Genomic DNA, 25,776 nt, shown 5'->3' with positions numbered 1-25,776 from the left:
GGGGAAGAGCCGCCGCGCAGCGGCGGCTCAGGGCACGGTCGCGGACGCCCCCGTCAGGAAAGAGCGGCCGTCAGCACCGGCGTGACCTGGGTGATCTGCCAGGCGCGGGCCCCGTGCCCGGCCAGCGCCGCCGCGACCGACTCCTCGTCCACCGGGGCCGGCGGCTCCCAGCAGACGCGCCGGACCGTGTCCGGAGTGATCAGGTTCTCCTGCGGCATGTTCAGCTGCTCGGCGAGCGTGGAGACCGCGGCCCGCGCCGCGGAGAGCCGCGCCGCGGCGGCCGGGTCGCGGTCCGCCCAGGAGCGCGGCGGCGGCGGACCGCTCACCGTCTGCCCGGGCTGCGGAAGCTCCGCGTCGGGCAGCGCCTTGGCGCGGTCGACGGCGGCCTGCCACTGCTCGAGCTGGCGCCGCCCCATGCGGTGCCCGAAGCCCGTCAGCCCGGCGAGCGCGTGCACGTTGGGCGGCAGGGAGAGCGCCGCCTCGACGATCGCGCCGTCGCTGAGCACCTTGCCGGGGGAGACGTCGCGGCGCTGCGCGATCCGGTCGCGGGCGGTCCACAGCTCCCGTACGACGGCCATCTGCCGGCGCCTGCGCACCTTGTGCATGCCGGAGGTGCGGCGCCAGGGGTCCTTGCGGGGCGGGGCGGGCGGCGCGGTGGCGATCGCGTCGAACTCCTCGCGGGCCCACTCCAGCTTGCCCTGCCGGTCGAGCTCCTTCTCCAGGGCGTCGCGCAGGTCGACGAGGAGCTCCACGTCGAGCGCCGCGTACCGCAGCCAGGGCTCGGGGAGCGGCCGCGTGGACCAGTCGACGGCGGAGTGCCCCTTCTCCAGTACGAAGCCGAGCACGCTCTCGACCATCGCGCCGAGGCCCACGCGCGGGAATCCGGCGAGCCGGCCCGCGAGCTCGGTGTCGAAGATCCGCGCCGGCACCATGCCTATCTCCCGCAGGCACGGCAGATCCTGGGTGGCGGCGTGCAGGACCCACTCCGTGTCGCCGATGGCCTCGCCGAGGCCGGACAGGTCCGGGCAGGCGACGGGGTCGACGAGCGCGGTGCCCGCGCCTTCGCGGCGGAGCTGGACGAGATAGGCGCGCTGGCCGTACCGGTAGCCGGAGGCGCGTTCGGCGTCGACGGCGACGGGTCCGGTCCCCGCGGCGAAGGCGGCGACCGTCGCGGCGAGGGACTCCTCGTCGGCGATCACCGGCGGAATGCCGTCACGCGGCTCGAGCAGGGGGATCGGCAGCCCTTCGGGTGCGAGGCCGTCGTCGTCCGGAGGGCCGCCTCCGGTGGTTCGCAGTGAGCTGTCTGCTGCGGTCTCTTGGGCGTCGGTCACCTGTCAAGGGTATCTGTGTATGGACGGCGCCCGTCGACGGAACGTTCCGTCGACGGGCGCGCGGGGGGTGTAAATCAGTCAGTGGATGATGCCGGTACGCAGAGCGACCGCCACCATCCCGGCCCGGTCACCCGTGCCGAGCTTGCGCGCGATCCGGGCGAGGTGGCTCTTCACGGTCAGGGCGGACAGGCCCATCGAGACGCCGATGGCCTTGTTGGACTGGCCCTCCGCGACCAGACGCAGCACCTCGACCTCGCGGCCCGAGAGCTCTCGGTAGCCACCGGGATGGCTCGGGGTGCCCGGAGGGCGGCGGTGCATGCGGGCGGCGGCCGAACCGATCGGGGCGGCGCCGGGACGGGTGGGGAGTCCGACGTTCGTACGGGTGCCGGTGACGACGTAGCCCTTGACGCCGCCCGCGAGGGCGTTGCGCACGGCACCGATGTCGTCGGCGGCGGAGAGGGCGAGGCCGTTGGGCCAGCCCGCGGCACGGGTTTCGGAGAGGAGCGTCAGGCCGGAGCCGTCGGGGAGGTGGACGTCTGCGACGCAGATGTCACGGGGGTTGCCGATGCGGGGACGAGCCTCCGCGATCGACGAGGCCTCGATGACGTCACGTACACCGAGCGCCCACAGGTGGCGGGTGACGGTGGAACGGACGCGGGGGTCGGCCACGACGACCATGGCGGTCGGCTTGTTCGGGCGGTAGGCGACCAGGCTTGCGGGCTGCTCGAGGAGAACGGACACCAGGCCTCCTGGGTGGGGGGACGGGACCGGCTCGGGGATGTCCCGGGACGAACCGTGCTTTCAAGGTCACAAACCTCTTCGGCAGCAATCCCGGCCGCCTTTAGGGAATGATCACGATTTGGTGAGCAATAATTGGGGCAATTCGGACGCGCGCTCGATCATCCGAAGATCAAACCGAACACGCCCACTTCCGGGTGACCCCGCGGCGGCAAACGCACGGAACAAGCCCTTCCGGCCGTCCCGGCGGGCACGTACGCGCGGCAGATGCGGCGGCGGACGGGGTCACGGCGCGCAAGACGAACCCCGCGGCACGCGGCCACGGGGCGGAGGGGGGAGCGCTCGGGCGAGCACGCGGGAAGAGGGAGGGGGATCAGGGGGAGAGCGGGCCCCTTCGCTGGGGCAGTGACACGACGGACCCGTCGCCGGGCCCGGCGGGCGGCAGCCCCGCGATCTGGCAGAGCAGATCGCACCACGCCGCGAGATGTGCCCCCGTGTCCGGCACTCCGCCCCGGTCCTCCCGGGGGGTCCACGAGGCCCGGATCTCGATCTGCGAGGCGGGCGGCCGTTCCGAGAGGCCTCCGAAGTAGTGCGAGCCCGCCCGGGTCACCGTGCCGCTCGCCTCGCCCGCGGCGAGCCCGCGCGCGTGCAGTGCCCCGGTCAGCCACGACCAGCACACCTCCGGCAGCAGCGGGTCCGCCGCCATCTCCGGTTCGAGCTCCGCCCGCACCAGCGTGACGAGGCGGAAGGTGCCCTGCCAGGCGTCGTGCCCGGACGGATCGTGGAGCAGCACCAGACGCCCGTCCGCGAGGTCCTCCTCGCCGTCCACGACCGCCGCCTCCAGCGCGTACGCGTGCGGCGCGAGCCGCTGCGGCGGCCGCGTCGGGTCGATCTCGATCTCCGGCCGCAGCCGTGCCCCCCGCAGCGCGTCGACCGCCTTGCGGAAGGGCAACGGAGCCGAATCCGCCACCTTCCCCTCCGAACTCTCCATCTCGCCAGCGCCGTCCGACCGTTGTCCCTGAGCCGCAGCCATGCGGGGAAGGTTAAGGGGAACGGCGCCTTCGCGCAGGGAGAGACACCCGTCAGGGGGTCGCCCGTCGGCCCCGGACCCGCCGGATCGGGCCGCACGGGACGCCCGCGACAGGGACCGCGCGGCCCGTGCGAGACTTTCCGCGTGAGTGCCAATGACAGCCGTGGCCCCGAGGGCCGGCAGAACACAGCGACGTACGACTCCCCCTTCATGAAGGCGTGCAGGCGCGAGGCCGTGCCGCACACGCCGGTCTGGTTCATGCGGCAGGCGGGGCGCTCACTTCCCGAGTACCGCAAGGTGCGCGAGGGCACGGCCATGCTGGAGTCCTGCATGCGGCCCGACCTCGTCACCGAGATCACGCTGCAGCCGGTGCGCCGCCACAACGTCGACGCCGCCATCTACTTCAGCGACATCGTCGTCCCGCTCAAGGCGATCGGCATCGACCTCGACATCAAGCCGGGCGTCGGGCCCGTCGTCGAGAACCCCATCCGCTCGCGCGCCGACCTCGCCCAGCTGCGCGACCTCACGCCGGACGACGTCCACTACGTCAGCGAGGCGATCGGGATGCTCACCGGCGAGCTCGGCTCCACGCCGCTCATCGGGTTCGCCGGCGCGCCTTTCACCCTCGCGAGCTACCTCGTCGAGGGCGGCCCGAGCCGCAACCACGAGCACACCAAGGCGCTCATGTACGGCGACCCGCAGCTCTGGGCCGACCTGCTCGACCGCCTCTCGGACATCACCGCCGCCTTCCTCAAGGTGCAGATCGAGGCCGGCGCGAGCGCCGTGCAGCTCTTCGACTCGTGGGTGGGCGCCCTGTCGCCCGCCGACTACCGCCGCTCGGTGATGCCCGCGTCGACGAAGGTCTTCGACGCCGTCGCCGCGTACGGCGTGCCCCGCATCCACTTCGGCGTCGGCACCGGCGAGCTGCTCGGGCTGATGGGCGAGGCGGGCGCCGACGTCGTGGGCGTCGACTGGCGCGTGCCGCTCGACGAGGCCGCGCGCCGCGTCGGGCCCGGCAAGGCGCTGCAGGGCAACATCGACCCGGCCGTCCTCTTCTCCACGCGCGAGGCCGTCGAGGCGAAGACCGACGAGGTGCTCGCCGCCGCGAAGGACCTGGAGGGCCACATCTTCAACCTCGGGCACGGCGTCCTGCCGAGCACCGACCCCGAGGCGCTGACCCGCCTCGTGGAGTACGTCCACACGCGTACGGCCGTCTGAACGGCGCCCGTCCAAAAGATGACCGAAAAGGGTCCCTGCCCGTAAGAGCAGGGACCCTTCTCCGTGCGGACCCCGACGGGGGCCGGGCCCGCGGTCGGTGGCGCCGGTGCCCTTCGTACTCGAAGGCCTTCAGGAGCGGCCCGAGCACACCGGGGCGGCGGATGTCGAGCCGGCGCTCCCCTTTCCGGCCGTCAGCTTTCCGGCCGTCAGCGCGGCTTCCCCACGGCCCGCGCTGCGGGTTGCGGAGCGCCGTCCGACGCCCAGAGCGCGGCGAGCGACTCCCGCAGGGTGAACCGAGGCCGCCAGTCCAGCTCCCACTCCGCGGCGGTGACATCGGCACACAGCCACGGCACCGGCGTCGAGCGGCCCACCGTGCCGGGCGCCTCCTCGACGCGCCCGGTGAAACCCGCCGCACCGACCAGGCCGTGTGCCAGGTCGCGGACCGGGACGGCTTGGCCGCTGCCGATGTTGAGCAGCCGCGGCAGCCGCCCCGGCAGCGCGAGCGACTGGGCCACGGCCTGCGCCACGTCACGCATGTCGACGAAGTCCCGGTGCGCGGACAGGTCGCCGACCCGCACCGTGCCGTGCGGCGTCCGCGCGACCGCACGGCCCAGTTCGGCGGTGAGGCGGCCCGGCAGGCCCGCGGGGGGCGCCCCGGGGCCCACCGGGTTCGTCACCCGCAGCACGATCGCGTCGAGTTCGGAGCCGACGACCGCGAGGGTGCCCGCCAGCTTCGTCGCCGCGTACGGGGTGATCGGGCGGGCGGGGGAGTCCTCCAGGGTCCGCTCGCCGATGGCGGTCCGCCCGTACTCGGCCGCCGAGCCGAGGTGCACCAGGCGCGCGGTCGGCACGGCCGCGGCCATGGCTTCGCAGAGGGCGGCGGGACCGCGTGCGTTGACCTCGGCGAGGGTCAGGGCGCCGCCGCCGGTCGCACCCGCGCAGTTGACCACCGCGTCGGGCGCCGCGCGCGTCAGCTGCTCGGCGAGGGCGGTCGCGGTGATGGTGGCGAGGTCGATGCGGATGGCGTCCACGGGGGCGCGGCCGGCGTGGAGCAGCCTTGCGCCCGGCAGGGCGCGCAGCCGCTCCGAGACGTGCCTGCCCAGGTATCCGGTGGAGCCCAGGACGAGGATGCGCACGGCCGCGTCACGCTCCCCGGAGGAGGAGCGGGCGGGGCGTGGTGCGTTGCGTCGCTCGTGCGGTGTGATGCATGCGGTGTGTGGTCCCCTCCACAGTCGGGCCGTGGGGGTGACGTCCCCACCCCCACCCCACGGCCCGCCCCCCCCAACGGCGCGTTCGCACGTCGCCGTGTGTGTCCGCGCCACTCTGACGTGTCACATGGTGCGGTCTGGCGGGGGGAGCTGTGCCGGTTCTGTGAAAGCTGGCGGAAAAGAGATCAAGCTCGATTAAGGGGGCGCGATGAGAGGCGCGAAGGGCGCGAGGCGCCCCCGGAGGAAAGAATTCCGCTGGAGCGTGGCCGCTCAGCGGGGTCGCGCAGGCCCGCCGAGACGTTGAATGCCGGATACATGTGTCGGCCGTGGGCGCGCTCCCGCGGGCCATGGAGAGGGAAGGCCGTGAACCATCCGAATCAGCCAGGCCGAACGCGCGTCGCCGGCACCGCACTTCGGTAGCAAGCGCGTTCTGACCTGCACGGCGAGCGCGTTCCTTGCCGAGGGGCGCCGAGGGGGAGGCATGAATCGGGGCGCGTTCGGGTCGTATTCGGAGCGCGTGGGGGCGCACGAGGGGCGCTTGGGGAGGGGGTGCGGCCGGCACCCACCCCTCTGCACCCACCCCTCTGCACCCACCCCCACCCTCACCCCCGCGCTCCCTCCGGCTCCCTCAGCCCCGGTCCGCCCGCACCGCCGCCACCGCCTTGCGCGCCGCCACCAGGACCGGGTCCCACACCGGCGAGAACGGTGGCGCGTACCCCAGGTCGAGCGTCGTCATCTGTTCCACCGTCATCCGCGCCGTCAGCGCCACCGCCGCCACGTCGACCCGCTTGCCCGCGCCCTCGCGGCCCACGATCTGGACGCCCAGGAGCCGCCCGGTGCGCCGCTCGGCGAGCATCTTCACCGTCATCAGGGCCGCCCCCGGGTAGTAACCGGCCCTGCTCGTCGACTCGATGGTCACCGTCACGAACTGCAGCCCGGCCGCCCGCGCGTCCTTCTCGCGCAGCCCTGTGCGGGCGATCTCCAGGTCGCAGACCTTGCTGACGGCCGTGCCGACGACGCCCGGGAACGTCCCGTACCCCCCGCCCACGTTCGAGCCGATGATCTGCCCGTGCTTGTTGGCGTGCGTGCCGAGCGCGACGTGTCGCTCGCGCCCCGACACCAGGTCGAGGACCTCCACGCAGTCGCCGCCCGCCCAGACGACCCCGCCCGCCTCCGCTCCGCGCACCCGCATCGCCAGGTCGGTCAACAGCCCGCCGTGCTCGCCCAGCGGCAGCCCCGCCTCGCGCGCGAGCCCGGTCTCGGGGCGCACGCCGATGCCGAGCACCACCACGTCCGCCGGGTACTCGGCGCCCTCCGTGACCACCGCCCGGACCCGTCCGTCATCGCCCGTGAGGATCTTCGTGACCTCGGCGTCGTTCACCATCGTGATGCCCATGCCGGTCATCGCGTCGTGCACGAGCCTGCCCATGTCCGGGTCGAGCGTGGACATGGGCTCCTTGCCCCGGCTGACCACCGTGACCTCGTACCCGCGGTTGATCAGCGCCTCGGCCATCTCGACCCCGATGTAGCCCGCGCCGATGACGACGGCCCTGCGGCCCCGCGTCGCGGCCAGGGTGTCGAGCAGCGACTGGCCGTCGTCGAGGGTCTGCACGCCGTGCACGCCGGGGGCGTCGATGCCGGGCAGCGGCGGCCGCACGGGCCGGGCGCCGGTGGCGATGACGAGCTTGTCGTACGACGTCCAGTACTCCTCGCCCGCCTCCAGATCACGGGCCAGGACGCGGCGGCCCGCGACGTCGAGCCGCACCACCTCCGTGCGCGTCCGCAGATCGATCGCGCGCTCGCGGTGCTGCTCGGGCGTCCGCGCGATCAGGTCGTCCCGCTCCTCGACGTCGCCGCCCACCCAGTAGGGGATGCCGCAGGCGGAGTACGAGGTGAAGTGGCCGCGTTCGAACGCGACGATCTCCAGCTCGTCGGGGCCCCTGAGCCTGCGTGCCTGCGACGCGGCCGACATGCCCGCCGCGTCGCCCCCGATGACCACCAGTCGCTCTCGTGTGCTGCTCATGGGGACACGCTACGGCGCACGGCCGTGCGCATCCTCCCGCGCTAGTCCTCCCCGTCCCGCCCGGCCGCCGAGCCGCGCGCCAGCCGGGGGCGTACCACCCGCAGCCAGAGCACCAGGAGCAGCGCGGCCACCGCCGCGAACGGCAGTGCCGCGGCGAGGACGATCGCGACCCAGCGCAGCGCCGTCACGAACGCGTCCCAGCCGCCCCCGAGCGCGTCCCCGAAGGACGGATCGTCGTCCTTGGCGTCCTTCCCGCCCTTCGCCGCGCTCTCGGCGAGCGAAAGGGTGATCGTCGCCATGCCCGTACGGTCCTTGAGGGAGGACTGCTGGGCGAGCAGCGCCTCCAGGTCGGACTGACGGGTGCTCAACTCCCCTTCCAGGGCGACCACATCGCTGAGCTTCGTCGCCTTGTCCATCAGCTCCCGCACCCGCGCCACACTCGCCCGCTGCGACGTGATCCGGCTCTCCACGTCGACCACCTGGTCGGTGACGTCCTGCGCCTTGGCCTCGCGGCCGACGAGCTCGCCGGTGCCTTCGAGCGCGTCGAGGACTTCGGCGTACTTGTCCCGCGGGACGCGCAGCACGACGCGGGAACGCTCGCGCCCCCGGTCGTCCCGGGAGGTGTTCTCGTCGCCGACCATCCCGCCCGCGTCCTCGGCGGCCGCGCGAGCCTCGTCGAGCGCCTTCGGCACGTCCTCGACGCGCACGGTGAGCTTCGCGGTGCGGATGATGTGCGTGGCGGCCGGCCCTGGCGGCTTGCGCCGGCCGGTACCGCCGTCACCGCCGTCACCGCCGGCACCGCCGTCACCGGGCTTGTCGGCACGCCCGCCGCCCGCGCCCTTCTGGTCCTCGGCGGCGGAGAGGCCCGCCGCCTTGCCGCCGCCGTCGCCCGAGTCGCCGCCCGCGGTGCACCCCGTGAGGGCGAGCGCGACCGCCAGCAGGACGCCGGAGAGGGCCCGGACCGTGCGGTGCCGGGACGCGGGGTGGGTGGACCTGCGGGACGCGCGCATCGGAGTACCCCCGAGTGACGTGGTGGCTGGTGCTCCTTCGACGCCGGAGAGGGGCGAAACGATGGTTGCCGACCGGTCCCGATGCGGTCACGGTCGGGACTCGCCGGTCTGAGAGAGTGGGGGCATGCGCGAAACGGACACACGTACGGGGAACGGCCACGCCGTCGTCATCGGGGGCGGGATCGCCGGACTGGCCGCCGCGCACCGCCTGCTCGCCACCGCGCCGGGGACGCGGGTGACCGTGCTGGAGGCCTCCGGCAGGCTCGGCGGCAAGCTGCACGCCGACGAGATCGCCGGGGTCCGCGTCGACCTCGGCGCCGAGTCGTTGCTCGCCCGCCGCCCCGAGGCGCTCGCCCTCGCCCGCGAGAGCGGCCTCGGCGACCTGCTGCAGCCGCCCGCCACCGCGACGGCCGCCCTCTGGACCCGAGGCGCCCTGCGCCCCATGCCCAAGGGCCACGTCATGGGCGTGCCCGGCGACGCGTCCGCCCTCGCGGGCGTCCTCTCCGAAGCGGGCCTGCGCCGCATCGAGCAGGACCGCGAACTGCCGCCCACCGAGGTCGGCGACGACGTGGCGGTCGGCGAGTACGTCGCCGCGCGCCTGGGCCGCGAGGTCGTCGACCGCCTCGTGGAACCGCTGCTCGGCGGGGTGTACGCGGGGGACGCGTACCGCATCTCGATGCGCTCGGCCGTCCCGCAGCTCCTCGAGGCGGCCCGCACGCACGCCTCCCTCACCGAGGGCGTCCGCGCCCTCCAGGCCCGCGCCGCGGCGAACCAGCGGACCGGTCCCGTCTTCATGGGCATCGACGGCGGCGTCGGCCGACTCCCGCTCGCCGTCGCGGAGTCGGTACGCGCGCGTGGCGCCGAGATCCTGACGGACACACCGGTCACCGAGGTGCGGCGGACCCCCGACGGCTGGCGCGTGGTCACGGAGAGCACCGTCCACGAGGCCGACGCCGTCGTCGTCGCGCTGCCCGCGCCCGCCGCCGCGAAGCTCCTGGACGCCGAGTCGCCCGCCGCGGCCGCCGAGCTGCGCACCGTCGAGTACGCCTCCATGGCGCTGACGACCCTCGCATACCGCCGCGACGAGATCGACCTCCCCGAAGGCAGCGGTTTCCTCGTGCCCCCCGTCGACGGGCACACCATCAAGGCGTCCACCTTCGCCAGCCGCAAGTGGGGCTGGATCGGCCGGCAGGACCCGGACCTGCTGGTGCTGCGCACGTCGGTGGGACGGTACGGCGAGACGGCGGTCCTGGAGCGGGACGACGCCGAGCTCGTCGACCTCTCCCGGCGCGACCTGCGCGCGGCCACCGGCCTGACCGCCACCCCCGTCGCGACCCGCGTCACCCGCTGGAACGACGGCCTCCCGCAGTACCCGGTGGGCCACCACGCGCGCGTGGCCCGCATCCGCGCCCATGTCGCCGGGCTGCCCGGCCTCGTGGTCTGCGGGGCGGCCTACGACGGCGTGGGCATCCCGGCCTGCGTCGCGAGCGCCAACGCCGCCGTCGACCAGCTGGCCGGAGACCTCGCGGGTGTGCAGGAGCTCACCCGCAACCCGGTGCAGAGCCTGCACGGCGGCGGAGGAGAATAGCCGCATGAGTGACGACGCCCCCGCCAAGACCCCCAACGCCGGCAAGAAGGCCAAGGACCTCAACGAGGTCATCCGCTACACCTTGTGGTCCGTCTTCAAGCTGCGCGACGTGCTGCCCGAGAACCGCGCGGGCTACGCCGAAGAGGTCCAGGACCTGTTCGACCAGCTCGCCGCCAAGGACATCACCGTCCGCGGCACGTACGACGTGTCGGGGCTCCGCGCCGACGCGGACGTCATGATCTGGTGGCACGCCGAGACCGCGGACGAGCTGCAGGAGGCCTACAACCTCTTCCGCCGCACCAAGCTGGGCCGTGCCCTGGAGCCGGTCTGGTCGAACATGGCGCTGCACCGCCCCGCCGAGTTCAACAAGTCGCACATCCCGGCGTTCCTCGCCGACGAGACGCCCCGCAACTACGTCTCGGTCTACCCCTTCGTGCGCTCCTACGACTGGTACCTGCTGCCCGACGAGGACCGCCGCCGCATGCTCAAGGACCACGGCATGATGGCCCGCGGCTACCCCGACGTGCGCGCCAACACGGTCGCCTCGTTCTCCCTCGGCGACTACGAGTGGCTCCTCGCCTTCGAGGCCGACGAGCTCTACCGCATCGTGGACCTCATGCGTCACCTGCGCGCCTCCGAGGCCCGCATGCACGTCCGCGAAGAGGTGCCGTTCTACACCGGCCGCCGCAAGTCCGTGGCCGAGCTCGTGGCGGGTCTTGCCTAGGTAATTCGGTTGCCGCGTCCGTCCGGTGCGGGTTTCATCGAGAGGTCGAAGCCAAGGACAGAGAGACGGTGAATGTATGCCCAGGGCCCTGCGGAACAGCTCGGAGTCATCCCCTTCCGCACAGCTCAGGAGTCATCCTCACCATGTCCCGCAACACCTCACGGCGGGCCCGCACTGAAGCGCGCGCCCAGTCCTTCCGCTGCCTCCAGTGCGGTCTCGACGTCTCGATGACCGCCCCCGGCACCGACCACCGCAATCACTGTCCCAACTGCCTGTGGAGCCGTCACCTCGACGACACCCCCGGCGACCGGGACGCGGACTGCGGAGCCCGGATGGAACCCCTCGCCATCTCCGTACGGGGAGACGGCGAGTGGGTTCTCGTCCACCGCTGCACCCACTGCGGCGTCCTGCACGCCAACCGCACGGCGGGCGACGACAACGCCCTGCCGCTGACCCGGCTCGCGGTGCGTCCGCTGGCCCAGCCGCCGTTCCCGCTGGAGCGGCTCGGCGCACTGTGAGCGGCCGCCCGGGGAGCGCCTAGCGCTCCCTGGGCAGCTCCGCCGCCCGCACGCCCGACGACGGCTCGGGCTCCTTGTGCGGTGCGCACGCCGCGTGCCGCACCGGGAGCCTGCCCTCCAGGAGATACGCGTCCAGGTGCTTGTTGACGCACGTGTTGGGGCCGCCCGCGATGCCGTGCGTGCCCGCGCCCTCCTCGGTCACCAGAACCGAGTCCGACAGCCTGTGGTGCAGCTCCCGAGCCCCCTCGTAGGGGGTCGCCGCGTCGCGCTCGGCGGCCAGGATCAGCGTCGGGGGCAGCGCGCCCGGCGCCGTGCGCACGTCGACCGGCTGCTGCCGGGGCGCCGGCCAGTAGGCGCACGGCAGGTTCATCCAGGCGTTGTCCCAGGTCTCGAAGGGGGCCACACGCGCGAGATGTGAGTTGTCGCGGTCCCAGGTCTCGAAGTCGGTGGGCCAGGGCGCGTCGTTGCACTCCACGGCCGTGTAGACGGCGTTGCCGTTCTCGTTCTCGGCGGCCGCGCGCGGCTCCGGCGAGGCCTGCTCGATCAGCGGCTTCGGGTCGCCCTTCAGGTACGCGGACAGCGCGGAGGCGCGCCGCGGCCAGTAGTCGTCGTAGTAGCCGGCCTGGAGGAACGCCGACTGCAACTGCCCCGGGCCGACCTTGCCGCCCGCCGGCTTGTGGGCCAGCTCGGCGCGCACCTTCTCGTAGCTGCGCAGCACCTTCGCGGGCGTCGTGCCCAGGTGGTACGTCCTGTCGTGCTTGGCCACCCAGGTGCGGAAGTCCGTCCACCGCCGCTCGAAGGCCGCCGACTGGTCGAGGTTGTTGGCGTACCAGATCTGCGCCGGGTCGGGGTTGACCGCCGAGTCGAAGACCATGCGGCGCACGTGCGAGGGGAACAGCGTCGCGTACACGGCCCCGAAGTACGTGCCGTACGAGGCGCCCATGAACGTCAGCTTCTTCTCGCCGAGCGCCGCCCGCAGCACCTCCAGGTCCCGCGCGTTGTTCAGCGTCGTGTAGTGGCGCAGTCCGGGATTGCGGGCCGCGCACCCGCGCGCGTACGACTTCGCCTGCGCGATGCGCTCCTTCTTGTACGAGGCGTCGGGGTGGGTCGGCGCCTGGGTCGGCGCCTTGCCGAACCGCTTGGGGTCCTGGCAGGAGAGCGGTGCCGAACGGCCGACCCCGCGCGGCGCGTAGCCGACCAGGTCGTACGCCGCCGCGATGCGCTTCCACTCGGGCAGGACGCCCACCATCGGGAAGTAGGTGCCGGACGCGCCGGGCCCGCCCGGGTTGAAGACCAGCGCGCCCTGCCGCGCGACTGCCTTATCTGCTTTGTTCGCCTTGTCCGGCGACTTCTTCGTGGCCCGCGTGCGGCTGACGGTCAGTTTGATGCGCTTGCCGTCGGGGCTCGCGTAGTCGAGCGGCACGGAGACCGTGCCGCACCGGACGGACGGGGGGAGGCTCTCGGCCTTGGCGCAGGTGCCCCAGCGGATCCCGGCGGCCTCGGCGCGCTGGGCGGCGACGGCGGTGCCGCGTGCCTCGGGGGAGGGCGGGGCGCCGCTCACGCTTCCCGCGGGGGCGGCGACGAGGGCGGTCAGGACCAGGGATCCGGCGGTTCCGTAGCGGGCTGCTGCTGCTCTCATCGCGCTTGTCTACCCCTTTTGATCGGCCATGGGTTGTTTGTTCGGCCGTGCGTTCCGAGCGATGCTCGGATAAAAGGGATGATTCGTGTGGTATTTGGCGAAGTAAAGCACCGGCCCGCCGGTGTCGGCCCTAATGACCCCGGCTGGCCGCGTCCCGGCGGGAGCGATGGGCGAAGGCGGCCCGCAGTCCGGGGTCGCCGGTCGCGCGGACCCCGCGCACGGCCACGGCCGTGAGCCCGTCGCCGCGCGAGGGCAGCGCGCCGAGCAGCCGCTGACCCGCCGGGGACGCCCACCGCGTGTACGGGTGGACCTCGACGCGGGCGATGATCAGGCAGCCCGCGCACAGCAGCAGCGGCAGCACGAACCAGATCGCGACCGGCGACTGCCCGCCGGCCGTCCGGTCCTGCGCCGGCATCAGCACCGCGAGGGTCCCGAGGGCGAGCACCGCAACGGTCGCGGCCCGCACCTGGCGCACCGCCGCCGCGACACCCGAGGAAACGCCATCGGGAACCGCGAGGCCCGCCGCGACGAGCCCGTCGGCGAGCGCCCGCACCGGATCGGCGCCGGCCGCGCCCACGCGTATCGGCGCTATCCGCGACTGACCCGCGGGGCCGATCGCGCCGAGCACCGAACGCTCCATGTCGTCGCGGCCCACCGGGTCGACGACGGTCGCCCAGCCGGTGTGCGCGATCAGCAGCCGCCGCGCCCCCGCCATCGCGACGAGCGTCACGTCGGCGACGCGGGAGGGGCCGCCGGACAGGAACGCCGCCTCGTAGAGGGTGAGTTCGCGCCCGCGGGGCACGGAGTCCTCCTGGGTGTCGGCGCGGCTCGTGGCGAGACACAGCCGCCCGCAGGACAGGCCGGCCGCGGCGCAGGCGAGGAGGAGCAGAGGGACCCAGAACATGGCGGTTTTCTATGCGAAGGCGCCGCGTCGCGCCATCACTTATTCACTATGTGGACACGGGGTGACGGGTAGGTAACGTTCCGTTTTTCCGGGCGGGCGTCGAGCGGTCACTTTCCTTCGTCCTTCCCGGGCTCGGGCGCGGGCTTCGGCCGGGAGGCCGCCGGGGGCAGCGGGAACGTGGGCGACGGGGTGACCGGTGTGGCCGAGCGGGGGGAAACCGTCGGGCCCGGCGGGGGCGGCGAGTTGGTGACCGGGCCCGCCGGGCCCAAGGACGCGGCGTCCCTCGCGAGGCCGTCGAAGTCGACGAGACCCGTGCCCTCAAGGACCTTGATGTGGTCGAGGACGGTCGTGTTGGCGTCGTCGGCCAGGGCGCGCACCAGCGAGTTGCGGGTGTTCGCGCGCACCTCGGCCACCACGGAGAACACCTTGCCGTGCGCGCGGCGCAGGATGTTCGCGAACTTCTGGTTGTACGCCTCCCCGCGGGCCCCGCTGAGCTCCGCGAGCCAGCCGCGCTGCTGGGGGTTCGGCTGGCTCGGCAGTTCGAGACCGAGCCGGGTCGCCACCTCGCGTACGCGCGCGTCCAGGAACGTGTGGCCCTCGACGAGGTGCTCGCCCGCGGTCCGTACGGCCTTGGTGGTGCCGCGCTCCTCCGCCTGCTGCCCCGCGGGCAGCTCCCACAGGCCCGCGAGCCGCACCTTGGTGACGAAGTCCCGGTCCAGGGCGGACAGCGGTCCGAAGTCGGTCGACACGCTCTCGGAGTCGAGCCGGTCGAGCGCGGTGCCCGAGCGGTCCTCGTAGGACCAGAGGGGGAAGATCAGCGCGGCCAGGGTCGCGACGAGGCCCGCGACGATGAGGCCGGTGCCGTTGATGGTTCTCAAGCGCATGGTGCCTCCTGTTGCGGCACCGCACGTTAGTGCGCCCCGGGAGGGGCGCGGCCCGATACGGACGGGAGTACGTCAACCGCCGTACCGGCGGCGTCGGGTGACTGGCGCGGCGCGCGCCCTCAGAAGGAGGAGGGCGGGCTGCTCGGCATGGCCCGGCGCCTCCGCAGAAGGAGCCACCTCGCCGCCCCTCCTCAGGAGGAGCCGCCCCCTCCACCACCGCACGAGGAGCCGCCGCCCCCGCCCCCGCAGGACGAGCCGCCCCCACCTCCGCAGGAGGAACCGCCACCCCCGCCGCCCGAGCACGAGGAACCCCCGCCGCTCGAACACGCCGAGCCACCCCCGGCGCACGAGGACCCCCCGCCACCCCCGCCACCCCCGCCGCCCGAGCACGCGAAGCCGCCGCCCCCGGCTCCACCGCCGGACCCGCACCAACTGGGCGTGCCACTTGCCCCGTTCCACGGATTCGGGTCCTGGTACGGAGGGAGGTAGGGGCCCGACGTCGTGGGGACGGGGATCCGGTGGACCCGGGCGGCCGTGACCAGCTGGCCGCGCAGGTCGGGGTGGGCCGCCGCGAGGCCGCGCGTCGCCACCAGGTGGGCCGCGCCCGTGATGTGGCCGGAGGAGGTGACGTACTCGCGCAGGGCGTAGCGGCCTGCGACGGTGAGCTGTTTCGAGGTGACCGCGAGGCAGATCAGACCGCTCAGCACGCCGAAGAGCAGCGCGGGCAGCAGGGCGAGGACGTCGTCGACCGGCGAGTCGGGGACGACGGGCTCCGCGGTGTAGACGCTGGAGTGGGTGTGGCTCGCCACGATCAGCATCGCGGCCGCGATGAACCCGAAGAGGCTCAGGAGGAACTGGACCCCGGCCCAGCGCCGCCACTTCCGCTGCCGCCCCGGACGCACGAGCAGACCGCGCCCGGCCAGCGCCTCGCCGGTCTCCTGCACGGGTGCGCTGCGCATCACGGCGCCCCGCAGCCAGTGCAGCGCACCCGTGGGCGCGGCGGCATGGGCGTCGATGACGGCCTGCTCGCCGGCGTTCCTCGCGGTGGGCCGGACGATGCCGACGACGCCGGGCCCCGCGACGACGAGCCGGCCGTCCTCGTGCAGGCCCGCGATCAGCGCGTCGGCGGCCCGGGCGGGGCCGCCGGAGAGGAACGCGGCCTCCAGGGTGCCCCGTACGTAGACGCCGTGCTCGGCGTCGAACGGTGGCCGGGGCTGGTGGGGGGACCTGGTGCGGCGGGCCGCCGTCACGCCCCGGATCAGCTCGGCGGCGGACAGCGAGACCACGAGCGTGTACACGATCACCACGACGTTCATGGCGTCACCGCCTCGTCAGGACGCGCCGGGTGGCCTGCAGGAGCCTGGCGGCGGGCCGCCGGGAGAGGGGTGCGGGGCCCGAGCGCTCCAGCCACCAGTCGCTCAACCGGCGCCGGACGCCGGCGTCCTCGGGTGCGCCGGCCAGCAGCAGGTGCTCGGCGAAGTGCAGCGCGTCGTGCCGGTAGCCGCCGGTCATGGGCCGGTTCCTGGCGTACGCGAGGAAGCCGGCGCGGTACGCCGTGCCGAGGATCTCCGGCAGTTCGGGCGCGACCTTAGCGACGACGTCCGCCCGCTTGGCCGCCAGGGCGCGGCTCTGCACCTTCAGGCGCGTGTGGTCGAACCCCTCGGGCGCCGGGGTGCCCGCGACGAGCGCGGAGAGCAGCGCGGTCTGGGCGAGCGCGGTGCGCTGCCGGGCGGCGGGGGAGGCGGGCGGTACCTCCCGCCCGACGCCGGGGGCGCCGGGGTGCGGCTCCCCGGATGTCTTCACGGTCGCCCGGATGGCGTCCAGTTCCCGCTCCAGTTCGGCCGGCTCGGGGAAGTTCTCGTCCCGCTCCAGCAGCACCCCCGGCGGGGACACGCGGGCCGCGAGGTCGGCGAGGATCGCGAGAACGGGCTCGGGGACCGGGTGTGCGTGGCTGTCGTGCCAGACGCCGTCCCGCTCGAAGCCGCCCGCCACGTGGACGTACGCGATGGCCTCGACGGGCAGTTCGTCCAGGGCCTTCGCCGGGTCCTCCCCTCGGTTGACGTGGTTCGTGTGGAGGTTGGCGACGTCGATGAGGAGTCGTACGCCCGTACGCTCGACGAGCTCGTACAGGAACTGCCCTTCCGTCATCTCCTCGCCGGGCCAGGCGACCAGCGCCGCGATGTTCTCGACGGCGAGCGGCACGGGCAGCGCGTCCTGCGCGACGCGGACGTTCTCGCAGAGCACGTCGAGCGCGTCGCGGGTGCGCGGCACGGGCAGCAGGTGCCCGGCCTCCAGCGGCTGCGTCGCGGTGAGGGCGCCGCCCGCGCGCACGAACGCGATGTGCTCGGTGACGAGCGGCGAGCCGAGCGCCGTCGCCCGCTCGGCGAGTGCGGTCAGGCGCCCCTCGTCGGGGCGGTCCGCGCCGCCGAGGCCGAGGGAGACACCGTGCGGCACGACGGTCACGCCCCGCTCGCGCAGCCGCAGCAGCGAGTCGGGCAGGTGCCCCGGACAGAGGTTCTCCGCGACCGCCTCGACCCAGTCGATGCCGGGCATCGCCTCCACGGCGTCCGCGATCTCGGGCCGCCAGCCGATGCCGGTCCCCAGTCGCGCCTCCGCACGCTCCATGCCGCTCCCCCTTCGTCCCCCGGACCCCGGGCCCCGGACACCGGTCCCCCCGGTCCGGTCCTGCCGGGTCACCCGGCTTCCGTCTCCAGGACCATGACCGGAGCGGGCGCGGGCGAACCCCGGGAAGGAGACGTTCAGAGCTACATTTGAGGTTCCGGCCGTGCGGTGTCGACCTCGCCGGGCGGCGCGGGCGAGGGGCGCGAGGTGGTGGACACGTCGCCGCTCGGCCCGGCGGGCGAGGGCTTCGGCACGGCCCCGGACGGCGGGGGCGGACCGGTGGGGCTGGCGGTCGCGGTCGACGCGGCGCCGTTCGCGATCCCGTCGAAGTCGACGAGCCCGGTGGCCTCCAGCATCGTGATGTGGTCGAGGACGGTCTGGTTGGAGTCCGTGGCGAGCTGGCGGACCAGGGAGTTGCGGGTGCTGTCGCGGACCTGGGCGATCACGCTGAAGACCTTGCCGTGCGAGACGCGCAGCAGGTTCGCGAACGTGTGCTGGTACGTCTCGCCGCTCGCGGCCGTCAGCTCCGCGAGCCAGCCCCGCTGCTGGGCGTTGGGCTGGTTGGGCAGCTCCACGCCGAGCTGCCCGGCGACCGCGCGGACCCGCCGGTCGAGGTCGGTGTGGCCGACGATGAGGTGGTCACCCGCCTCCTTGACGGCCTCGGTCGGCGCCCGTTCCACGGCCTGCTGCCCCGCCGGTATCTCCCACAGCCCGGCGAGCCGCACCTTCACGAGCAGGTCCCGGTCGGCCGCCGAGAGCGGCCCCCACCGGGTGGCCACGGATCCGGCGGCCAGGTTGGCGGGCCCGGTGCCGGAGCGGTCGGCGTAGGACCACACGGGGAACGCGATCGCGCCCAGCGTGGCGACGAGTGCCGCGATGATCAGAGCCGTGCCGTTGACGCGCCGCAAGGTGCCTCCCGTGTGCTCCCGAGTCGCCGGTGGTACGGGGGAGTACGGAAGATACGGGCGGGGCGTTCAGGCGCGCGAGATGTCGTACGGGAAGTGTGCGGGCGTACGCCCCAGGAGGGTCAGCGTCTCCTCCAGGGGCGAGGCGCCGTCCGGCGCGGGCTGCGGCGGCGCGAACGCGGCGCCGGGACCTCGGCTCCCGGGATCCGCGGGCACGCGCCGGGCGACGGCGAGCGCGGCGGCGGTCACGTCGTCGGGGAACGTGACGGGCACGCCGAGCGTGGCCGCTGCGTCCCAGGCGTGCACCACGTAGTCGACGAGGTGGAACCCGACGGCGACCCGTCCGGGAAAGCTCCCGCCGGTCCCGGGCAGCGCGAACCGCCGCTCCGCGCCTGCCTCTTCGTACTCGGCCTCGTACTCGGCGAAGGCGGCGACGACGTGCCGCACGGACTCCGCGTAGCGCGTCAGGGGGTCGCGGCCGAGGTCGTGCTCGATCCAGTACGTCCGGTCGTCGCCCGCACCGCGCGCGGCGGCCGCGAAGCCGTGGTGCTGCGCGGTCATGTGGGCGACGAGCCGGCGCAGGTCCCAGCCCGCGCAGGGGGTGGGACGCGCCCAGTCCGCCGCGTCGCGGGCGGCGGACAGGACGTCCAGCGAGGTGCGGACGGCGGTGCGGTCCAGGGCGACGAGACCGGTCATGGCGTTCCTGCTTCCTTGAGGAAGGCGGCGGCGGCCGCCCAGGTGCTGTCCGGCGTGAACGAGCCGGCGGTCCAGGTCGTGGCGCGCATCGTGCCGCGCCCCCGGTGCGCGCGGACGGTCAGCAGGTGGTCGGGGCGTGCCACGAAGGCCCGCAGCGCGGCTTCGTCCGTCCAGACGGAGACGGACCCCGACCGTCTGCGCGACGGATCGACCCACAGCCACATGCCGACGGCACCGGGTGTCCGCGGCCAGCCGCGCCGCAGGCGCAGGCCCGCCGAGGCGATGGAGAGCAGCTGCGCGTGCCGCAGGGCGGTGAAGTCGGTGACGCTGACCAGCACGGGATCCGAGGGGTACGGCTCGGGCCCGGCTCGCCAGCGCGTGCGCATGAGAGGGGAAGGCATGGGAGGAGCATAAAACTAAACGAACGGTCGTGCTGTTATTTTCCCGGAACGAGTCAGGAGCGGCCCGGCCGCCCGAGGGGGCGGCACGCGGGCAGTGGGTTCAAGCGGTTCGGGGAAGGCGGCTCAGGGGAGCTGGGCGACCAGGCCGGGGTCGGTCGCCGCCGCGCGCAGACGCGTCGTGATGCCCGCGCCCGCCCTGCGGTACGCCAGCGCCGTGCCGTGCAGCACCGAGTGCGCGTTGGCCGTCTCCATCAGGGCGATGAACTCGAAGGCGAGCTGCCCGACATCCGTGTCCGCCCGCAGTTCACCCGCGTCACGCGCATCGCCGAGGCAGCGCTCGACCTGCGCGGTCCAGCCCTCGTCGGCGCGCACCAGTGCGTCGTGCACGGCGCCTTCACGGGCGTCGTACTCGGCGATCACCCCGTAGAAGAAGCAGCCGCCGGGGAAGATCCGCCGCTCCGAGTACTCCAGCCAGCCCGCGCACAGCCGCCACACCCGCCCGACGCCGGGCGGCTCCTGAAGGGCCGGCTCCACCACCGCGTCGAGGAAGATGCGCCCGGCGGCCCTGACCGTCGCCAGCTGCAGCTCCTCCTTCGACCCGAAGAGGGCGAACACCCCGCTCTTGCTGAGCTCCAGCTCGGTGGCGATGCGCCCGAGGGACAGGGCGTCGAGCCCTTCGACGGAGGCGATGTCGACGGTGCGGCGCAGCACCAGGCGGCGCGTCTGGTTGCCGCGCTCGACCCGCCCGTCGAGCCGCTCGCCGCCCGCGGTCACGGACGTGCTCCGCGCATCGCGCTTCTCACCTGCTGTGGTCCTCCGTCTGGTCCGATGCTGTGGATCGTACGGCCATGACGGCGCTCGCCGGGCCGCCGGGCGACGGCCGCCCGGCGAGCGTGGGCCGCGGAGGTCAATTGTTGCGCGCGTAGAAGGCCAGCCCGCGCCGCCACCACGCGAGCCCCGACCAGAGCAGGGCGGCCGCCACGGCGGGGAAGGCGAACACCAGGGCTGGTGAGAAGGGTGCCGTGTCGGCGTGACCCGTCAGCCAGGCCGCGGGGTAGAAGCCGGCGAAGGCGATGGGCACGGCGAAGGTGAAGGCCCCCTGGAGCACCCAGGGGAACAGCCCCAGCGGGTAGTTGCCGAAGGTGCCCGCCGCGCTGTCCAGCCACCTGCGTACAGGGTGCGCAGGACGTCCTCGACCCCGGTGCCGTCGAAGACCACCGAGCGTACGGCGTGTGCGGACAGCAACTCGTCGGTGACCTCGCGCTGTTCGACACCGGAGTACGGGCGCAGCTGCACGGTCGCGCCGTCGGTGGACACCACCTCGGCGGTCCGCAGGCTCAGCGGTCCGGGCGGCGTCTCGAACTCCACCACGACCGTGCGCCCGTGGTGTGCCGCCGCGGCGAGTTCGCCGCGCTCGCCGTCGAAGACGACGTGCCCCTGGTCGATGACGACCAGGCGGCGGCAGAGCGCCTCCACCTCCACCATGTCGTGGGTGGTGAGCACGACCGTGTGGTCACCGGTGCGTGCCAGGTCGCCGAGCAGCTTCCGCACTTGATCCTCGGCGCAGGGCCGGGTGGTCGGCGACGACCGTGCAGGAGCCCGGGGCGATCTCGGTGAAGCCCGCGTCGCGGACCACGGGCAGGCCGCCCGCGGTCAGTTCGTGCCAGTGGGCCGTCCCCGCGGTGCGCACGGAGAGCGGGAAGCCTGCTTCGCGCCAGGCGGTGCGGTCCTCGTCCGAGAGCTCCCACCAGGCCAGCTGGGCGCCGTGGCCCGCCTGGGCCATCGCCTTGCCCGCCGACATGTCGACCTCGGGGCTCATCCACAGGACGGCGTGCGTCGGGTCGGCGTCGGCCGGGGGCTCGGGGTCGTCCAGGTCCGTGCCCGACACCTGCAGGCGTGCCAGGTCCTTGGGCCAGCCGTCCAGGGGGACCGGCGGGAAGACGCGGACCTCAGCCGATTTGCCGGTGACCGTGATGCCGGGCAGTGCCTCGGCCCTGCGCCACTCGGCGCCGCGGGCCCGGCGCACCACCTTGCGGATGCGGGCGTCCTGCCAGTCGCGCATCGCCTGTGCCCACGCGCCGTCGCCGACGGACCGTTCGTCGCTCAGCATCACCAGGACGGCGCGGGCCGCGGTCTCCAGGGCGTCGGTGCGGGCCGGGGGAGCGGCGCGCTCCATGCGGGCGACCAGCGGCAGCACGAACTGCGGTGCCTCGTCGCGCGAGGTGGTCTCATGCCGGAACGGGCTGTCCTGCGCGTCCGGCACGTCGGGGGTGGTCGTCTCGTCGCTGCTCACGCTCGCCAGTCTGCCAGCCTGCCGGGCGGAAGATCGGCCCCGGCTGCTCCCCGGGCGGGCCCCGGGCGGCCGTGCGCGAGGATGACCCGCATGGAACGTGATCTCGCGGTGCGGCTCGACGGAGTGGGCCGCCGTTACGGCATGCGCGGCGCGTGGGTGCTGCGCGATGTCGACCTCGGCATACGGACGGGCTCGCTGGTGCGGATCGAAGGCGCCAACGGCACTGGGAAATCAACCCTGTTGAGGATCGTCGCCGGTATCGACGCGCCCTCCGCGGGGCGCGTGAGCGGGCGCCCGCGCACGGCGTTCGTCCCCGAAAGGTTCCCCGCCGCACTGCCGTTCACCGCGATCGGCTACCTCACACACCTCGGCCGCGTCCACGGCCTCGCACGGGACGCGGCGGGGCGGCGCGCCACGGAGTGGCTGGAGCGCTTCGGCGCCGCCGGATACGCGCGGACCCCGCTGTCGGAACTCTCCAAGGGCAGCAGCCAGAAGGTCGCCGTGGCGCAGGCGCTGCTGGCCGACCCCGAACTCCTCGTCCTCGACGAGGCATGGACGGGCCTGGACGCACCCGCCCGCGCCGAACTCGACCGCGCGGTGGCCGAGCGCACGGCGGCGGGCGGCTCCGTGGTCTTCGTCGACCACGACCCCCGCCGCCTCCTGGGGGTGGCCGACGAGAGGTACGCGGTGGTCGGCACGGCGCTGAAGCGCCTTACGCAGGAGGGCACTTCGGGGCCGGAGCCGGGGTCGGAGGCGAGGGGTGGGCCGGCCGTCCTCATCGAGGTGCGGGGGCCACGGGGCGCGGAGCTCCCGGATTCGGTGGCTGCGACGGTCACGGCGGCCACGGCGGCCACGGCGGCCACGGCGGCCACGGCGGTGTCATCGGTGCCATCGGTCTCCGACGGCATCACGCGACTCTCGGTCCCGGAGCCCCACTCGGACCGGGTCCTGAGGGAACTCCTGACCGCACGGCCGCCGTGGCACGTGGTGTCGGTGTCGGTGTCGGTGTCGGGGGCCGTGACGGGGCCGGGGTCCGTGGCTGGATCCGTGTCGGTGGGGAGCGCGGCGCAGGCGCCGGGCGAGGAGGAGCTGTGATGCGTGCCCTGTTGAGCTACCAGGGCGCCCTGCTGGTGCGCTCCCAGCGCTGGCTCCCGCCCGTCATCCTGTACGCCGTGTTCCTCGCCGTCGGCGTCCAGTCCGGGCAGCCCGTCCTGGACTCTCTCGCGTACGCCGCCGCGGCCCTGCTGCCCGTGGCCGCCTGGCTCGTACGGATCTGCGTGACCAACGAGCCGCCCGCGGCCCGCAGTTGTGCCGCGGCGGCCGCCGGTCCCGGGCGGGCCCACCTCGCCTCGCTGCTCGCCGCGTTCCTCGCGTCGGCGGTGCTCGGCGGGGCGGCGGTCCTCGTCGTGACGGTCATCAGCAGGGCGGCGAGCACCGATGCACGGCTGCCGGTGCCGCGGCTCGGGGCGGGTGCGGCCGGTCTGCTCGCGATGCTGGTCAGCGCGTTGCTCGGCACCGCGATGGGGGCCCTCGCCAACTGGCCCCTGCTGCGCTCCGCCGGGCGCGCCGTCCCCGTGATGCTGCTCGGCGCGCTGCTCCTGCTCGTCACCACGGGCTCCCCGGCGAAGTCGGTCCTCACCGATCTGACCGCCGGGTCGAGGGAGGGCACGGTGCCGTTGTCGCTGGGCGCGCTGGCGCTGGCGGGGGCCGTCGCGGCGGCAGCGGTGTGGACGGCGTGCGCGCTCAGCTCTCGGCGGGGGTGATCGGTTCACCTCACCCCGAGAGGGCCGCACGCCACCCCGAGAGGGCCGTGCGTCACTTCCAGAGGGCCGCGCGTCACCCCGAGCAGGCCGAGCGCTGCGCCTCCTGCCACTCGCACACCGGGCAGAGCGTGCTGCCCTTCCGCGACTCCGGGTACTCGGTCGGCGCGCGGCACAGCACGCACTCGGCGAAGGGTTCGTCGGGCGCCGGCCCGGCCGGCGCCGGCGTGTCCCGCGGTGCGGCGCCGCCGTCCGTCCCCGGCCCGGAGCGCCCCGTACCGGCCGCCGCCTCGCAGTAGTTCTCGTCCGCCATGGGGCCAGCCTAGAGCCCTCTAGCCGCGCGCTCCCGCCGCTCCCGCCGCCGCCCCCGCGGCCCCGATCTGCTCGGAGACCCGGACGAACCGGAACCCGCGCTCGCGGAGCTTCGGGATGATCGTGCGCAGGGCGCGCTCCGTGGCGGGCGCCGCACTGCGGGTGCAGTGCATGACGACGACCGAGCCGGGCCGCACCCCTTCGAGCACCTGCCGGGCCACCGCGTCGGAGTCCGTCGCGAAGGCGTCGCCGCTGACCACGTCCCACTGCACGGCGGTGACGCCGCCGGGGGCCAGCGCGCGCAGGGCCCGCTGGTCGTAACACCCGCCGGGGAAGCGGAAGTACGGCACCGAGCGCCGGACGCCCGCCGCGCGGAACGCGGCGAAGGCGCGCTCCACGTCGGCGTGCATGCGGGCGGCCGGGACGGACGGCAGGCCGTAGCAGCTGCCGGTGAAGGCGTGGTGGCTGTACGAGTGGTTGGCGACCTCGAAGAGCGGGTCGCGTCCGATGTCCTTGGCCTGCGCGGGGTACTCCTCGGCCCACCGTCCCGTCATGAAGAACGTCGCCGGCACCTTCAGGCGCCGCAGCGTGGCGACGAGCGCCGGGTTGTCGAACCGTTCACCGCCCGCCGCGCGCCGCCCCTGGTCCGAGGTCATGTCGGCGTCGAAGGTGAGGGCCACGGTGCGCCCCAGGGTCCGGGACCCGTTCTTGAACACGGGGGTGAGCCCGGCGGGTCCAGGCGCGAGGGTGGGCGGCGCGGACGGCGCGATGGTGGTCGCCGCGGGGGTCCGGGCGGGGTGACCCGGGTGACCGGGCGGGGCGGTGTCGCCGGCGCAGCCGGCCAGGGCGGCGGTCAGGGTGCCGAGGGCGCAGAGCGCGGCGCATCTCCGTACGAGAGTGATCACCGGAAGAAGATATATACGGGAATGCCGTAAATCGGGTAAATGGGCCAAGGGTCGCGCTGTCTCACCGCATCGCCGGGCCGCTGCCACCCGTCCGCACCGAGTCGCAGGGTGGCGCCACGACGAGGCGGACGGAGGGCGCGGGCCGGGGGAGTCCGGCGCCGCCGCTCACGAAGGCGGAGGTTCGTGAGGCCGAGGTTCGTGAGGGCGAGGTTCGTGAGGCCGAGGTCCGTGAGGCCGGACTCGGGGGTTCAGGACCGCGTGGGAGATCTGGGACGCCGAGTGCGGGGTGATCGAGGCGTGCAAGACCGCCGGTGCCGCCCCGGGTGCGCGCCTACACCCACCCCTCCAGTGACGCCATGAACCCGTCGAAGTCGTCGCGGTGGATGGTGTGCCCGGCGCCCAGGACCGTCCGTACCTCGAAACCGCGCCGCGTCAGCTCCTTCTTGAGCGCCTCGTCGACGACGACGCTGGGGTCCGCGACCTGGACGAGCGAGGGGACCACGGGGGCGACCGGGGTGAGGTCGCCCGCGCCGGAGAGCGACAGCGCGGTGTCCGGGTCCCAGGCGGCCAGCGTGGCGACCTCGATGTCGACGTCGGCCTCGTCCCAGCGCGGGTTGAACTTCGCTATCACCCGGCCGGGGACCCGCTGGAACTCCACGAACGTCGCGGGGTCGGCGGAGCCCTCCGTGCCGAACCTCCACGCCGGGTCCGAGTAGACGGCCCGCGCGGGCGCGAGCCGCTCGGCCGCGAGGGAGAGGGCGAGGCCACCGAGCGAGTGCCCGAGCGCCAGCTCCGCGCCGGCCGGCAGCGTGTCGACGAGGTCGTCCGCGAAGATCTGCGCGCCGTACGCGCCGCGTCCGCTCGCGCCGTGTCCACGCAGGTCGACGCCGATGACGCGGTAGCCCTTCGCGGCGAGGGCGGGCCCCACGAGCCGCCAGGTGCGGTGATCCGACATGATCCCGTGGACCAGGAGGGCGACGCGATCGCCGCTGCCCCACTCGTGGGTGTGCAACTTCATGGTGATGGTGCCTTTCTGGTTGCGGGTTGCGGGTTGCGGGTTGCGGGTT

The 25,776-nt window shown here is 74.1% G+C and carries 27 protein-coding genes; 6 read left to right on the top strand and 21 right to left on the bottom strand.

From position 1 onward, the window contains the following. Positions 1–53: 53 nt before the first annotated feature. The 3 genes from ACZ592_RS16800 to ACZ592_RS16790 all read right to left on the bottom strand — a co-directional run bounded on the left by ACZ592_RS16800 (position 54) and on the right by ACZ592_RS16790 (position 3,102). Entirely contained in the window at positions 54–1,331 is a 1,278-nt protein-coding gene (locus tag ACZ592_RS16800; protein ID WP_471582289.1) for an HRDC domain-containing protein, read from the bottom strand. Between the two features lie 78 nt (positions 1,332–1,409). Then, positions 1,410–2,072 carry a response regulator transcription factor gene (locus tag ACZ592_RS16795; protein WP_016643199.1) on the bottom strand — a complete coding sequence of 221 codons (663 nt, stop codon included), beginning with the start codon at positions 2,070–2,072 and terminating at the stop codon, positions 1,410–1,412. Positions 2,073–2,442: 370 nt separating this feature from the next. Then, positions 2,443–3,102: a DUF3000 domain-containing protein gene (locus ACZ592_RS16790; protein WP_471582288.1), complete on the bottom strand. Its 660-nt coding sequence runs from the start codon at positions 3,100–3,102 to the stop codon at positions 2,443–2,445. A 141-nt stretch (positions 3,103–3,243) separates the two neighbouring features. Here ACZ592_RS16790 and hemE point away from each other — a divergent pair, with 141 nt between their 5' ends. Then, positions 3,244–4,317 (top strand): uroporphyrinogen decarboxylase, encoded by a 1,074-nt coding sequence (gene hemE / locus ACZ592_RS16785; RefSeq protein WP_471582287.1) that lies wholly within the window; start codon positions 3,244–3,246, stop codon positions 4,315–4,317. A 206-nt stretch (positions 4,318–4,523) separates the two neighbouring features. On the opposite strand, the gene ACZ592_RS16780 is transcribed toward hemE, so the two are convergent. The 3 genes from ACZ592_RS16780 to ACZ592_RS16770 form a co-directional block, all read right to left on the bottom strand. Next, positions 4,524–5,453, bottom strand: a complete 930-nt coding sequence (locus ACZ592_RS16780) for an NAD-dependent epimerase/dehydratase family protein (RefSeq protein ID WP_471582286.1) — start codon at positions 5,451–5,453, stop codon at positions 4,524–4,526. A 700-nt stretch (positions 5,454–6,153) separates the two neighbouring features. Continuing rightward, entirely contained in the window at positions 6,154–7,548 is a 1,395-nt protein-coding gene (locus ACZ592_RS16775; protein WP_471582285.1) for an FAD-dependent oxidoreductase, read from the bottom strand. Positions 7,549–7,589: 41 nt separating this feature from the next. Further along, entirely contained in the window at positions 7,590–8,558 is a 969-nt protein-coding gene (locus ACZ592_RS16770) for a DUF4349 domain-containing protein (RefSeq protein WP_471582284.1), read from the bottom strand. Positions 8,559–8,682: 124 nt separating this feature from the next. Between ACZ592_RS16770 and hemG the strand changes: the two genes are divergently transcribed. From hemG to ACZ592_RS16755, 3 genes are all read left to right on the top strand, one after another. Continuing rightward, entirely contained in the window at positions 8,683–10,146 is a 1,464-nt protein-coding gene (hemG, locus tag ACZ592_RS16765) for a protoporphyrinogen oxidase (protein ID WP_471582283.1), read from the top strand. A 4-nt stretch (positions 10,147–10,150) separates the two neighbouring features. Then, positions 10,151–10,870: a hydrogen peroxide-dependent heme synthase gene (gene hemQ / locus ACZ592_RS16760; RefSeq protein ID WP_055568157.1), complete on the top strand. Its 720-nt coding sequence runs from the start codon at positions 10,151–10,153 to the stop codon at positions 10,868–10,870. A gap of 143 nt (positions 10,871–11,013) precedes the next feature. After that, positions 11,014–11,388, top strand: coding sequence for an RNHCP domain-containing protein (locus tag ACZ592_RS16755; RefSeq protein ID WP_150215590.1), 375 nt, complete (start codon positions 11,014–11,016; stop codon positions 11,386–11,388). 19 nt (positions 11,389–11,407) lie between these two features. Here the strand turns inward: ACZ592_RS16755 and ACZ592_RS16750 are convergent, their stop codons facing one another. From ACZ592_RS16750 to ACZ592_RS16695, 12 genes are all read right to left on the bottom strand, one after another. Continuing rightward, the gene (locus ACZ592_RS16750; RefSeq protein WP_471582282.1) at positions 11,408–13,027 is read right to left on the bottom strand and encodes an alpha/beta hydrolase; all 1,620 of its coding nucleotides are present in this window, start codon (positions 13,025–13,027) and stop codon (positions 11,408–11,410) included. A gap of 130 nt (positions 13,028–13,157) precedes the next feature. Then, positions 13,158–13,931 carry a TIGR04222 domain-containing membrane protein gene (locus tag ACZ592_RS16745; protein ID WP_471582281.1) on the bottom strand — a complete coding sequence of 258 codons (774 nt, stop codon included), beginning with the start codon at positions 13,929–13,931 and terminating at the stop codon, positions 13,158–13,160. 107 nt (positions 13,932–14,038) lie between these two features. Beyond that, complete coding sequence (locus tag ACZ592_RS16740; RefSeq protein ID WP_471582280.1) at positions 14,039–14,815, bottom strand: DUF4142 domain-containing protein; 777 nt, start codon at positions 14,813–14,815, stop codon at positions 14,039–14,041. Positions 14,816–15,006: 191 nt separating this feature from the next. Next, positions 15,007–16,131, bottom strand: coding sequence for a TIGR04222 domain-containing membrane protein (locus ACZ592_RS16735; protein ID WP_471582279.1), 1,125 nt, complete (start codon positions 16,129–16,131; stop codon positions 15,007–15,009). Between the two features lie 4 nt (positions 16,132–16,135). Next, positions 16,136–17,440 carry an MbnB/TglH/ChrH family RiPP precursor modification enzyme gene (locus tag ACZ592_RS16730; RefSeq protein ID WP_471582278.1) on the bottom strand — a complete coding sequence of 435 codons (1,305 nt, stop codon included), beginning with the start codon at positions 17,438–17,440 and terminating at the stop codon, positions 16,136–16,138. Positions 17,441–17,580: 140 nt separating this feature from the next. Next, on the bottom strand, positions 17,581–18,345 hold the full coding sequence (locus ACZ592_RS16725; protein ID WP_471582277.1) for a DUF4142 domain-containing protein: 765 nt from the start codon (positions 18,343–18,345) through the stop codon (positions 17,581–17,583). 66 nt (positions 18,346–18,411) lie between these two features. Next, entirely contained in the window at positions 18,412–19,038 is a 627-nt protein-coding gene (locus tag ACZ592_RS16720; protein WP_471582276.1) for a TIGR03086 family metal-binding protein, read from the bottom strand. Then, on the bottom strand, positions 19,035–19,439 hold the full coding sequence (locus ACZ592_RS16715; RefSeq protein WP_471582275.1) for a hypothetical protein: 405 nt from the start codon (positions 19,437–19,439) through the stop codon (positions 19,035–19,037). The genes ACZ592_RS16720 and ACZ592_RS16715 overlap by 4 nt, the downstream gene beginning before the upstream one ends. 123 nt (positions 19,440–19,562) lie before the next feature. Continuing rightward, positions 19,563–20,213 (bottom strand): TetR/AcrR family transcriptional regulator, encoded by a 651-nt coding sequence (locus ACZ592_RS16710; RefSeq protein WP_471582274.1) that lies wholly within the window; start codon positions 20,211–20,213, stop codon positions 19,563–19,565. 133 nt (positions 20,214–20,346) lie between these two features. Next, on the bottom strand, positions 20,347–20,547 hold the full coding sequence (locus ACZ592_RS16705) for an ABC-2 family transporter protein (RefSeq protein WP_471582273.1): 201 nt from the start codon (positions 20,545–20,547) through the stop codon (positions 20,347–20,349). Then, complete coding sequence (locus ACZ592_RS16700; protein WP_471582272.1) at positions 20,478–20,990, bottom strand: hypothetical protein; 513 nt, start codon at positions 20,988–20,990, stop codon at positions 20,478–20,480. The genes ACZ592_RS16705 and ACZ592_RS16700 overlap by 70 nt, the downstream gene beginning before the upstream one ends. Next, entirely contained in the window at positions 20,953–21,732 is a 780-nt protein-coding gene (locus ACZ592_RS16695; protein WP_471582271.1) for a peptidyl-tRNA hydrolase, read from the bottom strand. The genes ACZ592_RS16700 and ACZ592_RS16695 overlap by 38 nt, the downstream gene beginning before the upstream one ends. Positions 21,733–21,822: 90 nt before the next feature. On the opposite strand from ACZ592_RS16695, the gene ACZ592_RS16690 reads away from it, so the two are divergent. Both ACZ592_RS16690 and ACZ592_RS16685 read left to right on the top strand, forming a co-directional pair. Continuing rightward, positions 21,823–22,827 (top strand): ABC transporter ATP-binding protein, encoded by a 1,005-nt coding sequence (locus ACZ592_RS16690; protein ID WP_471582270.1) that lies wholly within the window; start codon positions 21,823–21,825, stop codon positions 22,825–22,827. After that, entirely contained in the window at positions 22,827–23,495 is a 669-nt protein-coding gene (locus ACZ592_RS16685) for an ABC transporter (protein ID WP_471582269.1), read from the top strand. Before ACZ592_RS16690 ends, ACZ592_RS16685 begins: the two co-directional genes overlap by 1 nt. A 73-nt stretch (positions 23,496–23,568) precedes the next feature. Here the strand turns inward: ACZ592_RS16685 and ACZ592_RS16680 are convergent, their stop codons facing one another. The 3 genes from ACZ592_RS16680 to ACZ592_RS16670 form a co-directional block, all read right to left on the bottom strand. After that, positions 23,569–23,805 carry a hypothetical protein gene (locus tag ACZ592_RS16680; protein ID WP_471582268.1) on the bottom strand — a complete coding sequence of 79 codons (237 nt, stop codon included), beginning with the start codon at positions 23,803–23,805 and terminating at the stop codon, positions 23,569–23,571. 19 nt (positions 23,806–23,824) lie between these two features. Further along, positions 23,825–24,709, bottom strand: a complete 885-nt coding sequence (locus ACZ592_RS16675; RefSeq protein WP_471582267.1) for a polysaccharide deacetylase family protein — start codon at positions 24,707–24,709, stop codon at positions 23,825–23,827. Between the two features lie 331 nt (positions 24,710–25,040). After that, a complete protein-coding gene (locus ACZ592_RS16670; RefSeq protein ID WP_471582266.1) occupies positions 25,041–25,727 on the bottom strand; it encodes an alpha/beta fold hydrolase in 687 nt (228 codons plus the stop codon). Positions 25,728–25,776 lie beyond the last annotated feature (49 nt).

The sequence above is a fragment of the Streptomyces sp. NPDC040622 genome, assembly GCF_055593965.1.
This window is presented reverse-complemented; position numbering and strand designations above follow the sequence as displayed.